Genomic DNA, 12,380 nt, shown 5'->3' on the forward strand with positions numbered 1-12,380 from the left:
CCACGCGCTGCCGCCGGAACACCGACGCAACGGATTGGAGCACCATGGCCGGTGGCCTGTTCATGGGCGGCGCGATCGCCGCCCTGTTCGCCACAGCGCTTCCCCTGTCGAGCCAGTCGTCCCCGTTCGACGACCCGCCCCCGGACAAGATCGTCATCAGTGTCGCCACGGTCAACGGATCCGGCTGTCCCCAGGGGACCGCCGCCGTCGCCGTCTCCCCGGACAACACCGCCTTCACCGTGACCTACAGCAACTACCTCGCCCAGGTCGGAGGCAACGCCGATCCCACCGCGTTCCGCAAGAACTGCCAGCTCAACCTGAACGTGCATGTCCCGCAGGGCTTCACCTATGCCATCGCCAGCGCGGACTACCGCGGCTTCGCCTCGCTCCAGTCCGGTGCCAGCAGCACCGAGAAGGCCTCGTACTACTTCCAGGGCTCCCCGAACACCGCCTCGATCACCCACCCCTTCCGCGGCCCGTACGGCGACGACTGGCAGGCCACGGACACCACGGACTGGGCGCAGCTGGTCTGGGCCCCCTGCGGTGTCCAGCGCAACTTCAACATCAACACCGAACTCCGCGTCAACGCGGGCACCTCGACGCCCGGCAGCTCCAGCTTCATGACCATGGACTCGACGGACGGTGACATCAGTACCGTCTACCACCTGGCCTGGAAGGAGTGCCCCTCCGCCTGACCCGCCCCGGCGTACCGCAGGTCCTCGGCCGGCCCGGCCGGCTCCGCCGCACCGGAGCCGGCCGGGCCGGCCTGTGGACGGGACCTAGGGCAGCAGCTTGTCCATCGCCTTGGAACCCTCTGCCTGGAGTTTCGCCTCGGCCCAGGCGAGGGTCTGCGGTGTGACGTCGCGACCCGTGGCGAGGACCAGGTCCTCGGCTGTCACCGGGCCCTCGGCCCCGGTGTGCAGCAGTGTGTCGGGGGTCGCCCTGTCGTCGGAGGGCGTGGACGCGTCGGGCTGGCTTTTCGGCATTGGTTTCTCCCTGTTCCACCGGATGTATTCACGCTACGGGCATTCCGTACGGCTCGCGCGACACGCCCGGTGTCAGGCCCGTTCCGCGCCCGCCGCGGCAGGCGAACCCTCGTTCGGCTGCGCTGGAATGTCGATATTTGTTCGCGGAGGTGATGGTGGAGGAGCTCGCACCACTGCGAATGAACGGAGCTTGGAATGCGTATTCGTCTGATGGCCGCCGCCGGACTTGCCAGTGTGGCCCTGCTGGCCACCGCCGGGACCGCCGCCGCCGACCCCGGGCCGGTGGTCGGTGTGGCGTCGAACAGCCCCGGAGTCCTGTCCGGCAACGTCATCCAGATTCCCGTCGACCTCGACGCCAACGTCTGCGGCAACACGATCGACGTGGTGGGCCTGCTGAACCCGGCGTCCGGAAACACCTGCAAGAACAAGTGACGGTCGACGGTCCGTAGGGTCCGGGTGGCAGCCGCCCGGACCCGACGGCCGGGCGCGGCCCGGCGGCACACTCCTCCTCCCGAGTGAGCCGCCGGGCCGGCCGCGTTCGGGGCGGCGGCGCCGAGCTCGGTGACGGCGGGGCGGGCCACCCGCGTTCCCGTATTGGTCTGTACATGACCACGATGGCGGGCCAGACTGTGCGCCGACCAGTCGCCCCCATCGAGGAGCACCATCCATGCGCAAGCCCGCACGGCAGCGTTGTCACGCGGTCCTGGCCGGTCTCGTCACCCTCGCCACCGCCGCCGTCCTGTCCGTGGCCACCGGAACGCCGGCCTTTGCCGCCGACACCTGGAACGAGGTGGGATCGGACCGCGCCGACCCGCTGACCGAGAGCCAGGGACTGACCTCCGTCGAGGTCCCGGCCGGCAACGCCAACCGCTACACGGGCATCGGCACGATCCCCGCGAGCGTGTCCAGCCGCGGCTGGAACCACGTGGGCGACCCGGACGCCTCGTACGACGGCTACTACGTGGAGCCGTACCAGAGCGACTCCGGCGGCGCGAAGATGTTCCGCGTGCAGGCGCCCGGCGGCGCCTGGTCCGAGTACGTCCACAGGCTGAGCGCCGGAGAGGCGCTGAACAACTCCTTCGTCGCCATCGCGCCGAGCGGTACGTGGATGGTGTCCGGCGAGTACGGCACCATGAACCGGCTCCTGGTGTTCCCGACCCCCGGCGTCAACCCGGCCACCTCGCCCTCGGCCGACCTCCCGCAGGCGTCCACCGTCACCCTCGACCACGCCGTACGCGACGTACAGGGCTGCGACTTCGTCACCGCGACACAGCTGCTGTGCTCGTCCGACGACCCCGCCGGCACGCTCTTCGGGATGACCAAGCCCCTGCTGCGGATCGACCTGTCCGGCGAGCCGAACGGCTCGTCCGACGTGTCCGGACACGTGACCGCGCTGCGCCAGTTGCCCCTGCGCAGCTCCTGCTCGGGCACCTTCGAGGTGGAGGGCATCGACTACGACCGCCGCAGCGCCACCCTGCGCGTGATCGTGGTGTCCCCGGGCTTCTGCGTGCTGACCGACAGCAAGACCTATCGCTTCACCAGGAGTTGAGCCCACACTGATTCCGGGCCCGGGCACGTGCCCCGCCGAGAGGCCGTCGGCGGACGGGGGGCGTACGTGTCCGCGAAGGGCTGGGTCTAAGGTCAGAGGCAGATTCAGAGTGATGGGGGGTGGCCGGCGATGGTGGAGGACGAAGCCGTGATCGGCTGCACGGGGGAACTGCTCATCGGCACCCGGGGGGCCGCCGGACCCGGCGAGATCCTCGTGCGCGTGAGAGGCGGATCCGAGACCTTCCATGCCTGGTCTCGGGAGCCCCTGCCGAAAGGGGCGACCGTGCTGGTGATCGAGTCCAGGGGATGCCGTGAGGTCGACGTCATCGAATGGCTCGATCCGCTGGACGCGCTGGACGGCGACGCCGTCGGCGCCGGTTGAGAAGGAGAAGCATGTTCGGTTATCGCGTACCCGCTCCCGATGAGGCGATGTTGATCTCGGGTGGCAGGCGGGGACTGGGGGGCGCGCCGTTCCGAGTGGTGACGGGGCACGGCAAGTTCGTGCTGCCCGTCTTCCGTAAGACCCGCTTCCTGACGCTGTCCATGTGCGAGGCGGAGGTCACCGAGACCTGTGTCACCAAGCAGGGCATCTCGCTGCACGTCCGCGCCGTGATCGCGTTCAAGGTGGGCAACGACACCGAGAGCATCATCAACGCGGGGCAGCGGTTCCTGTCCGACCAGGACCAGATGTCGATCCTGACGGGCCGGATCTTCGCGGGTCATCTGCGGTCCATCATCGGTTCGATGACGGTCGAGGAGATCGTCACCGAGCGGCAGAAGCTCGCCGCCGAGGTCCTCGACACCTCGAAGCTGGAGATGGCGAAGATCGGCCTGATCGTCGACTCGCTGCAGATCCAGTCCATCGACGACGGCGACACCGGCTACATCGACGCGATGTCCGCCCCGCACAAGGCGGCCATCCAGCGCCAGGCCCAGATCGCCCAGGCGCAGGCCACGCAGGCCTCCGTCGAGGCGGAGCAGGTGGCGGCGCGCAACCAGGCCGAGTACGCCCGGCAGACCGCGATCGTGAAGGCGGAGTACTCGGCCGAGGTGGACCGGGCGCAGGCGATGGCGGCCCAGGCGGGTCCCCTCGCCCAGGCCCACGCGCAGCAGGAGGTCCTTGCCGCGCAGACCGAACTCGCCCAGCGAGCGGCCCAGCTGCGTCAGCAGCAGCTGGTCGCCGAGGTCGTCAAGCCGGCCGAGGCCGAGGCCGAGCGGATCAAGGTGCTCGCCATCGCCGACGCCGAGCGCATGAAGATCCAGGCCGAGGCGGCCGCCTCGCACGACCGCGTCGCGCTCGACCGGATGCTGATCGACCAGCTGCCCCTCATCGTCAAGGAGGCGGCCGGCGGTCTCGCCGGCGCGAACGTCAACGTCCTCAACGGCGCCGACGGTCTCGGCGAGATAGCGGCCGGCCTGGTCGCGCAGGGTCTGACGATCCTCGACTCGGTCCGCCAGAACCTGGGCGGACAGAACTCCGAGAGCGGCGCCGCGAAGGCGACCGGCCCGCTCGAGCTCCCGGGGTACAGCCGCACGCAGGTCGACGTCGACGGTGACGAGCCGAAGGGCACCTCGCCGGCCAACTGACGGTCCACGGCCTTCGGTCCACCGCGTCCGCCGTCCCTCCCGGGGCGGCGGACGCGGCCGTTTGCGCACGGCACCGGCGAACCTGCGGCCACGTTCGGATCAACCGGCCCCAGGGACTCTCAAGTCCCTTACACTCAGGCCCAGTTGATCTCGAAGCGGCCGCCCCTGGAGGAGCGCATGCCCCGGACACCCTCGCGACGTACCGCACTGCAGGGCCTCGCCGCCGCCGGCGCCGCGGTCGTCGGGTTCGATCCCTTCACCCGCAGCTGGGCGGCCACCACACCCCGTACCGGCGGCCGGCCGCTCGCCGGCCTGCCGCGGCTGGACGGCAGCGTGCACACCGACGACGCCGCCCTCACGGCGGACGCCGACGACTTCGGCCACATCGTCCACCGGCGTCCGGCAGCGGTGCTGCGGCCCGGCTCCGTCCGCGACGTCGTCGCCATGGTGCGCTTCTGCAACGAGCACGGCGTGTCCGTCGCACCGCGCGGCCAGGGCCACGCCACCCAGGGGCAGGCGCAGGTCGACGGCGGCCTGATCATCGAGACCACACCGCTCGCGTCCATCGGCCCGGTCGGCCCGGACAGCACCACGGTCACCGTCGGCGCGGGAGCCCGCTGGAGCGAGGTCGCCCGGGCGACCCTGGCCCACGGACTCACCCCGCCCACCTTCACCGACTATCTCGAACTCTCCGTCGGCGGAACCCTCTCGGTCGGCGGCATCGGCGGCCAGACCCACCAGCAGGGCGCCCAGGTCGACAACGTGACGGAACTCCAGGTGGTCACCGGCGCGGGCGACCTCGTCCGCTGCTCCCCGGCCCGCCACCGCGATCTGTTCCACGCCGTGCTTGCCGGACTCGGCCAGTGCGCGATCATCGTCGGCGCCACGCTGCGCCTGGTCCCCGCGCCCGGGACCGTACGTCACTACCTGCTTCCCTACGACGACCTGCGTACGTTCCTCGACGACCAGCGGCTGCTCGTCGAGGAGCGCCGTTTCGACTACGTCGAGGGCCAGGTGAACGCCGACGCCGACGGGGCTTTTCGCGGGTATGTCATCGAAGCCGTCGCCTACGGTCCGCCCGTCGGCCCCGCCCCCGACGACACGGCGCTGCTGCGCGGCCTGCGGCACGACCCCGCGGGCGTGCAGGCGAGCGACCTCGGCTACCACGACTTCCTCGACCGGCTCGCGGCCGGCGTCGCCGCACTCAAGGAAGCGGGCCTGTGGGCCTTCGCCCACCCCTGGCTGAACCTGCTGCTGCCGGGCCGTTCGGCGGAGACGCTGGCCGCATCCCTGCTGGCGGACCTCACCCCGGCCGACCTCGGACCCGGCGTCGTCCTGCTGTACCCGGTGCTGCGCGAGAACCTGCACACCCCGCTGCTGCGCACCCCCGACGACCCGGTGTCCTATCTGCTGGCCGTCCTGCGCACGACCCCGCCCGACGACACCGCGACCGTCGACCGGCTCCTCGCGGCCAACCGGGCCGCCTACGACACCGTCCACGCGGCGGGCGGCACCCACTACCCGGTCGGATCGGTCCCCTTCGGCGCGGCCGACTGGCGCGAGCACTTCGGCCCCGCCTACCGGCGGCTGGCCACCGCCCGGCACACGTACGACCCGCGAGGAATCCTGGTGCCGGGGCAGGGCATCTTCTGACGGAGACCGGATCGCGGCGTACGGCCCGGTTCACCGACCGCCGGGCTCGCGGGCGTGCGGACCCGTCCGGCATCCGGACCCGTCCGGTTCCCGGCGGACCCGGTATCCGGGCGGACCCGGTATCCGGGCGGACCCGGTATCCGGGCGGACCCGGCACCCGGCTCACGCGCGGCCGGGCGGCTCACCAGAGGCCGGGCTCGCTGCCCACGATCGGCGCCGACGGCTCACCGTTCACCCCCCTCGGGACATCACCGGCCAGCATCACCCGGTGCATGACCCGGGGGTGGTCGAGGTGGGCGGTGTCGCTCGGCGCCAGATGAATGGTGGCCCGGTTGTCCCAGAAGGCCACGCTGCCCGGCTCCCACCGGAAGCGGACCGTGTACTCGGGCCGGGTCGCCTGCTCCAGCAGCAGGTCCAGCAGCGCCCGGCTCTCCGGCCGGGACACCTGGAGGATCTGTTCGACGTAGTAGCCGTTGACGAACAGCACCCGCTCGCCCGTCTCCGGGTGCACCCGTACCAGCGGGTGGTCGGTGGCGATCTGGCGGTCCAGCAGATGCCGGACGTACGCGTCGTCGCCGGGCCGGCTCTGGTACCCGACCCCGAGCCGGTGCTCGGCGCGCAGGGTGTCGACGAAGGCGCGCACCGGGGCCGACAGACCCGCGTAGGCGACGGCCAGGTTCGACCAGGTCGTGTCGCCGCCGTACGGGGGTACGGTCTCGGCGCGCAGAATCGTCGCGGCCGGGGGATCGACCCGGGCGCCGTGGTCGCAGTGCCAGCCGCGCAGCAGCGAGTGACGGCGTCTGCGCAGCCACTCCTCGTGGTCCATGCCGTAACGCCCGCCCAGCTCGAGGCGGTCGGCGGTCGTCTCGACCTCGGGGAAGGCCTCGGGCGAGGCGCTGCCCCGGGACCGGAGACGGACCGGTGTCCCGAACCGGCGCGCGAGGGCGACGTGCAAGGTGTGATCGAGCCGCTGGCCGCGGAAGAACAGCACCTTCCAGCGCAGCAGCGCCGCCCGGACCGCGGCCACGGCCTCGTCCGTCAGCGGCTCCGCCAGGTCGACTCCCGTGATCTCGGCACCGATGTGTCCCGCCGCCGGCTTCACCTCGAGAGATGTGACCTGGTCCGTCATGGGGCCTCCGTGGTTCGCGTCCGTCTCGTCGGCTCCAGCATGACCGCTCGGCCCGGCACCCGACAGGCCGCCTCGCCCGCCGGAACGAGCGCGGGCAGGGGCCGGCCGAGTGCCCCGGGATGCACGGGCGCACACGGGACGCGCGCCGCGCACACGGGGTGTGTCCGGTGTCCCCCACGTCACCGGGCCGCACTCCCTGTCGGCGGACGCGGGCCGTGCCGAGAATGGGGCGCAGTGAGCGGGGCCCGCCCTCCATCCGCATAGGGGCGGGGCCCGTTCACTGCGTTCGCACGCGGGTGGGACCCGTTCGCCGCGTCGAGGCCGTGGACGGCCGGCCTCCGGAGGTCCCGGCCCTCAGCCCTTGTGTTCGCGCAGCGCGGCGAGGGCCCGGTCGGCGTGGGCGCTCATCCGCAGCTCGCTGCGGACCACCTCCAGGACGGTGCGGTCCTTCCCTATGACGAAGGTGACCCGCTTGGTGGGGGCGAGGGTGAAGCCCCGCTTCACCCCGAACCGCTCCCGTACGGTTCCGTCGGCGTCGGAGAGCAGCGGGTAGCCGAGCGTGTGCCGGTCGGCGAACTCCTGCTGCCGGTCGACCGCGTCACCGCTGATCCCGACCAGCCGCGCGCCGGCGGCCGTGAACTCGGTGGCCAGATCACGGAAGTGACAGGCCTCGGCGGTACAGCCGGCCGTGAGGGCGGCGGGGTAGAAGAAGAGCACCACCGGCCCCTCGGCCAGCAGCTCGGACAGGCTCCGCGTCGCCCCGGTCTCGTCCGGCAGCGTGAAGTCCTCGACCCGGTCGCCCACGTTCACCTGAGATGTCATGACTGTCCCTTTCCGGACCGGGCGACTCCGCGCGCCCACAGTACGAGCGGCACCTGGAGCGGGAGCCGGGCGAGGGCCGCAGCCCTCAGCGGTGCGGGGCGGCGGCGCCAGTCCACGGCCATCTGCACGTTGGCGGGGAAGACCCCGACGAAGAACGCGGCGGTGGCGAGCGCGGCGACCCGGCGGGTCCGGGGGAGTGCCACCCCTGCCGCCAGGGCGAGTTCGGCGGCGCCGCTCGCGTACGTCCAGGTCCTCGGCGCTCCCGGCAGAGCGCGCGGGACGATGGCGTCGAACTGCCGTGGTGCGGCGAAGTGGGCGACGCCGGCGGTGGCCAGAAGGCCCGCGAGCAGCAGGGGTGATCGTTCGGGCCGTGGCAAGGTTCCTCCTCCAGGGGGCCTGCCGCGGATATTACTGCAGAGTAGGTGCTGGTGGTACGGGCGGGACGCCTCGGCCTTCTCGGCGGGACGCGTCCGTCCGCGGGTGGGACACGCAGGCCGGACGCCCCGCCCGCGCCTCGCGCGCCGGGCGGGCCGTCAGGCCGTCAGAGCAGCCCGGAAGACGCTCGATTCCACCGCCTCGGTGCTCCCCCTCACCTCGGTCCGGCCGGTCGTCCCGGTCCGGCCGATCACCTGGGCCGGGTCGGCCCTCTCCGTCCGGCGGGTCGGCTCGCTCCGGCCCGTGGCGGTGGTACGTGCCGCCGACTGGACGGCGTACGTGGTCTTCGCGGGGTCGACGAGCGGGGCGCCGAGCACGATCCGGCCCGCGGCGTGCAGCGCGTCGCACTCGTCGGTGGGCAGGGCGACGTAACAGCCGCCGCGTCCCGTCGAGGGATCGAACGGAAGCCAATAGCCGTACCGGCGGCGGCCGTTCGCATGCACGGTGAGGAGGACGGGGAACCGCCGCTGGGTGATCAGACGCAGGACTTCGGCGTCCTCGGGGCCGAGCGGGGCGCGCGTGCGAGGCAGCGGCCGCACCATGGTCACCGGCCTCCGATCGGCGCTCGCGGCACGGCACGAAGGTGCGAGGTCGGCGTCATGTGCGGGCGGCCTTTCGACGGACGGACGGGATCACGCGGCACCGGTGCGGTGACGTTCCTGCTGACCAGCATTGTTCCGCAAAGCACTGACATCGGGGGAGGGGTGACGGCCAGTCATGTCGCACGGATGTTCACGCGCGGGCGGCGCGCGGTGGGAGCGGGCGGCGAGCTGCCCCTGGACGAAGGGGTCCGTGGCGGGGTCGTACGGTCCGGCGTGGTCGGCCAGAGCGTCGGTGATCCGTTCCCACTCGTCCGCCTCCGTCCGCGTGTCGGCCGTCGTTCCGCCATCGGCCGAAGTGTCCTCCACGGCCTTCCGCGCGGCGCCGAGGGCCGCTTTCGCCTGGTGGTGGTTCATCCCGGTGGCCGCGCGGCGCACCCGGTCCCACACGGCGTGCTCGCGTTCGGACGGTTCACGTTCGGACGGTTCCCGCTCCGGACTCAACGCTCCACCTCGATCCCTCCAAGGAACGGCTTCCCGCACCGGGACCGGGTGCCCGGGCCGCGCGGAACGACACCTCCGGGCCGGTGTGCGCCGCCTCGGGACGCGTCCCGTCACCAGGGCAGGAACGCGTGGACGTCCTTGCCGTCGGGCCGCACGATCACACTGACCTGGTCGCAGAGCGCGTGGATGAGATGCCAGCCGACGCCGCCCCCGCCCTGGGAGGGGCGGAAGCGGCGCGGGGCGGGCGCGGTGGTGCTGCTGTCGTGGAGCGTCACGTGCACACCGTCGACGGTGGGACGTATCCGGAGCTCGAAGGGGCCCGGAGCGTACTGGACCGTGTTCGCGGCGAGTTCGGTGACCACCAGCAGGATGTCGTCCCAGTGCTCGGGCGCCGAGGGCGGTGTCGCTCGCGCGAGGACGCGCAGAAAGCCGTCCGCGGCCAGCCGCGCGTCCGTCACGTTGCGCAGCTCGCCGCCGAACGCGCTGGTGAGCGTGCCGAGTTCCTCGAAGGACGGCTTCCTGTTCCGGCTCGGGTCGATCTCCATCGTGTCCTTCGTTCGGATCTCGTCGGCGGAATGTCCCTCGCTGCGCCGCGATCCGGTCACCCGTGTCCGAACCCGGCCCCGTGACGAGGCCCGGTGCTGCCCCGCCCTGGTCTACGCGGAGGTGTCGTGGGAGCGCCGACGGGAGCGGCGGCGTGCCAGCGCGCGCCGTTCCGCCTCGCTCGTACCGCCCCAGACACCGACGGTCTGACCCGTGTCCAGGGCCTGGCGCAGGCACTCCTCGCGGACCGGGCAGCCCCCGCAGACCGCCTTCGCCTCCTGGATCTGGAGCAGCGCGGGGCCGGTGCTGCCCACGGGGAAGAACAGATCGGGGTCGACGGTGCGGCAGGACGCGCCTTCGCGCCAGTTCTCCATGTGAACCTCCTGATCGAGTCGGACGTGTTCTCCGGAATCCGGTCCCTTCCCGGGTCACCCTTGATCCGCCGGATGAAACAGGAGAGTCGTGCACATCCCGTGGACACCGGGACGGCCGTACGGGGCGGGGACGGGCCGGGGTGGCAAAATGGGACCCCGGACGAAGGCTGGTTTCGTTTGGCGGATGAACGGATGGCCCATGGCACAGGAGTCCGGCGAGGTCTGGGAGAAGTTTGCCGTCGCCCTGGCGGACATGGCACGGGACCTGCTCGCCCAGGACTCGGTGCAGGCCACCTTGGACCGGATCGTGGAGCACGCGACGGTGCTGATCAACGGCTGCGACGAGAGCGGCATCCTCACGGTCCGCCGCGGCGAGGTCAGCGCGCTGGCCGCGACCAGCGACATCGTGCGCAAGGCGGACCGGATCCAGCAGGACCTGCGGGAGGGCCCGTGCTTCGACGCGGTGACCGAGCGCGAGCAGCTCTACGCCATCGAGGACCTGCGCCGGCCGCACCCGAAGTGGGCCCGCTTCGCGCCCGAACTCAGAAAGCTGGGCATGGGCAGCATGATGGGCTTCCTGCTGTTCACCGACGACGACGAACTCGGCGCCCTCAACGTGTACTCGCGCCGTCCGGACATGTTCGGCGCGTCGGCCCAGAGCGCCGGCTGGGTGCTGGCCTCGCACGCCGCGGTCGCCCTGTCCTCGGCCCGTACGCACCAGCAGCTCGGCCATGCCCTGGAGACCCGCCACGAGATCGGTGAGGCGATGGGCATCCTCATGGAGCGGCACGGCCTCGCCGAGGAGGACGCGTTCGCCGTGCTGAAGAAGGCCTCCCAGGACCACAACATCAAACTGCGGGAGGTCGCCCGCAAGGTCTGCGAGACCGGCGAGCGGCCCCGCTGACCGCCCGAGCCGCCCTTTTCCGGTCCTGCCTCGGGACCGGAACGGTGCGAGGGACGCCTCGCCGGTCCCGCCCCGGCGGCCCTAGAGGAAGCGGCGCACCGGTGCGACGGCCAGCTCCCTCGCGCGCTGGACCGGGGACCTGCGCCGCCAGCGGTCCGGATCGATGCCCACGGCGTTCTCCCGGTCCTCGTCGAAGTCCCGGTCGAGGGCGGCGGTGAACGTCTCGTCGAGGACGGCCAGCATGACCTCCTCGTCGTGCTCCATCGAGCGGCGGTTGAAGTTGGTGGAACCGACGAGGGACGCCACCCCGTCCACCGTCATGATCTTGGTGTGGAGCATGGTCGGCTGGTACTGGCGTATCTCGACGCCCGCGGCCAGCAGCGTCCCGTAGTGGTTCTGGCCGGCCAGCTGACAGGCCCGCTGGTCGGTGTGCGGACCGGGCAGCAGGATCTCCACCCGGACACCGCGGCGCGCCGTCGCGCACAGCAGGTCCACGAAATAGGCGTCGGGGGCGAAGTAGGCGGTGGCGAGACGGAAGCGTTCCTCGGCGGAGCCGAGCATCACCCGGACGAGGGTCTGCATGTCCTGCCAGCCGAAGCTTGCCGATCCCCGTACCACCTGCACGGTGGCCGTGCCCGGCCGACCGTGCCCGGTGAAGCGGTCCCGGTCGTCGAAGAGCTCGTCGTGACACTCCGCCCAGTTCTGCGCGAACGCCGCGGCGATGCCGTCCACGGCGGGCCCGCGCACCTCGACGTGGGTGTCCCGCCACTCGGAGGGGCCGCGGGCGTCACCGCACCACTCCTCGGCGATGCCCACGCCACCGGTGAACGCGGTGTGCTCGTCGACGACGAGCGCCTTGCGGTGACAGCGGTGGTTCTGCTTCAGGGGCGAGAGCCACAGCGGTTTGCGGAACCACGCGACCTGGACACCGGCGGCGGTCATGGACCGCAGCAGGTTCTCCTCGATCCGCTTCGCGCCGTATCCGTCCAGCAGCAGCCGTACGCGAAGACCCGCGCGGGCCCGTTCGGACAGGGCGGCCGCGAACTCGCGGGCGATCTCCCCGCGCCAGTAGACGAACGTCATCATGTCGATGGTGTGCTCGGCGGACCGCACCGCGCCGAGCATCGCGGCGAAGATCCGGTCGCCGTTGCGCAGGGGAACCAGTTCGTTCCCCTCGGTGGCCGCGATGCCGATGAGCCGCTCCAGACGTCTGCGGAACCGCTGCTTGCGGCGTCGAGCCTCCTTCGGGTCCACCGTTCCGTCCGCCTCGACCCGTGCCGTGCCGGTCCGGGACATCCGCCGCCTCCTGTCGTCCGTTCCGCGTTCCGCCTCGTCGCCCCGGGCGGGCCAGGCGCA

16 protein-coding genes are annotated in these 12,380 nt (G+C 71.9%); 7 read left to right on the top strand and 9 right to left on the bottom strand.

The window, feature by feature from the left end:
• The first annotated feature begins 44 nt into the window (after positions 1-44).
• A complete protein-coding gene (locus tag ACH4S8_RS42495; protein ID WP_398404220.1) occupies positions 45-695 on the top strand; it encodes a DUF4360 domain-containing protein in 651 nt (216 codons plus the stop codon).
• Between the two features lie 84 nt (positions 696-779).
• Here ACH4S8_RS42495 and ACH4S8_RS42500 read toward each other — a convergent pair whose 3' ends face one another.
• Entirely contained in the window at positions 780-986 is a 207-nt protein-coding gene (locus ACH4S8_RS42500) for a hypothetical protein (RefSeq protein ID WP_398404222.1), read from the bottom strand.
• Between the two features lie 195 nt (positions 987-1,181).
• On the opposite strand from ACH4S8_RS42500, the gene ACH4S8_RS42505 reads away from it, so the two are divergent.
• The 5 genes from ACH4S8_RS42505 to ACH4S8_RS42525 all read left to right on the top strand — a co-directional run bounded on the left by ACH4S8_RS42505 (position 1,182) and on the right by ACH4S8_RS42525 (position 5,774).
• Positions 1,182-1,418, top strand: a complete 237-nt coding sequence (locus ACH4S8_RS42505; protein ID WP_398404224.1) for a chaplin — start codon at positions 1,182-1,184, stop codon at positions 1,416-1,418.
• A gap of 235 nt (positions 1,419-1,653) precedes the next feature.
• Positions 1,654-2,535 (top strand): hypothetical protein, encoded by an 882-nt coding sequence (locus ACH4S8_RS42510; RefSeq protein WP_398404226.1) that lies wholly within the window; start codon positions 1,654-1,656, stop codon positions 2,533-2,535.
• 129 nt (positions 2,536-2,664) lie between these two features.
• Positions 2,665-2,916, top strand: a complete 252-nt coding sequence (locus tag ACH4S8_RS42515; protein WP_398404228.1) for a hypothetical protein — start codon at positions 2,665-2,667, stop codon at positions 2,914-2,916.
• Between the two features lie 11 nt (positions 2,917-2,927).
• Positions 2,928-4,121: an SPFH domain-containing protein gene (locus ACH4S8_RS42520; RefSeq protein WP_398404230.1), complete on the top strand. Its 1,194-nt coding sequence runs from the start codon at positions 2,928-2,930 to the stop codon at positions 4,119-4,121.
• A 177-nt stretch (positions 4,122-4,298) separates the two neighbouring features.
• Complete coding sequence (locus ACH4S8_RS42525) at positions 4,299-5,774, top strand: FAD-binding protein (protein ID WP_398404232.1); 1,476 nt, start codon at positions 4,299-4,301, stop codon at positions 5,772-5,774.
• A 181-nt stretch (positions 5,775-5,955) separates the two neighbouring features.
• Here the strand turns inward: ACH4S8_RS42525 and ACH4S8_RS42530 are convergent, their stop codons facing one another.
• The 7 genes from ACH4S8_RS42530 to ACH4S8_RS42560 all read right to left on the bottom strand — a co-directional run bounded on the left by ACH4S8_RS42530 (position 5,956) and on the right by ACH4S8_RS42560 (position 10,120).
• Complete coding sequence (locus ACH4S8_RS42530; RefSeq protein ID WP_398404234.1) at positions 5,956-6,903, bottom strand: TauD/TfdA dioxygenase family protein; 948 nt, start codon at positions 6,901-6,903, stop codon at positions 5,956-5,958.
• Positions 6,904-7,257: 354 nt separating this feature from the next.
• The gene (locus ACH4S8_RS42535) at positions 7,258-7,725 is read right to left on the bottom strand and encodes a peroxiredoxin (RefSeq protein ID WP_398404236.1); all 468 of its coding nucleotides are present in this window, start codon (positions 7,723-7,725) and stop codon (positions 7,258-7,260) included.
• Entirely contained in the window at positions 7,722-8,102 is a 381-nt protein-coding gene (locus tag ACH4S8_RS42540) for a MauE/DoxX family redox-associated membrane protein (protein WP_398404238.1), read from the bottom strand. The genes ACH4S8_RS42535 and ACH4S8_RS42540 overlap by 4 nt, the downstream gene beginning before the upstream one ends.
• 156 nt (positions 8,103-8,258) lie before the next feature.
• Complete coding sequence (locus tag ACH4S8_RS42545; protein ID WP_398404240.1) at positions 8,259-8,702, bottom strand: cell envelope biogenesis protein OmpA; 444 nt, start codon at positions 8,700-8,702, stop codon at positions 8,259-8,261.
• Positions 8,703-8,792: 90 nt separating this feature from the next.
• Positions 8,793-9,203: a hypothetical protein gene (locus tag ACH4S8_RS42550; RefSeq protein ID WP_398404242.1), complete on the bottom strand. Its 411-nt coding sequence runs from the start codon at positions 9,201-9,203 to the stop codon at positions 8,793-8,795.
• Positions 9,204-9,313: 110 nt separating this feature from the next.
• Complete coding sequence (locus ACH4S8_RS42555) at positions 9,314-9,748, bottom strand: ATP-binding protein (RefSeq protein ID WP_398404244.1); 435 nt, start codon at positions 9,746-9,748, stop codon at positions 9,314-9,316.
• A gap of 111 nt (positions 9,749-9,859) precedes the next feature.
• Positions 9,860-10,120, bottom strand: coding sequence for a WhiB family transcriptional regulator (locus tag ACH4S8_RS42560; protein WP_398404246.1), 261 nt, complete (start codon positions 10,118-10,120; stop codon positions 9,860-9,862).
• A gap of 199 nt (positions 10,121-10,319) precedes the next feature.
• Between ACH4S8_RS42560 and ACH4S8_RS42565 the strand changes: the two genes are divergently transcribed.
• A complete protein-coding gene (locus tag ACH4S8_RS42565) occupies positions 10,320-11,024 on the top strand; it encodes a GAF and ANTAR domain-containing protein (RefSeq protein WP_398404248.1) in 705 nt (234 codons plus the stop codon).
• A gap of 81 nt (positions 11,025-11,105) precedes the next feature.
• Here ACH4S8_RS42565 and ACH4S8_RS42570 read toward each other — a convergent pair whose 3' ends face one another.
• Positions 11,106-12,320 carry a phosphatidylserine/phosphatidylglycerophosphate/cardiolipin synthase family protein gene (locus ACH4S8_RS42570; protein ID WP_398404250.1) on the bottom strand — a complete coding sequence of 405 codons (1,215 nt, stop codon included), beginning with the start codon at positions 12,318-12,320 and terminating at the stop codon, positions 11,106-11,108.
• Between the last annotated feature and the right edge of the window lie 60 nt (positions 12,321-12,380).

The sequence above is a fragment of the Streptomyces sp. NPDC021080 genome (genome assembly GCF_044333225.1).
Classification (GTDB): domain Bacteria; phylum Actinomycetota; class Actinomycetes; order Streptomycetales; family Streptomycetaceae; genus Streptomyces.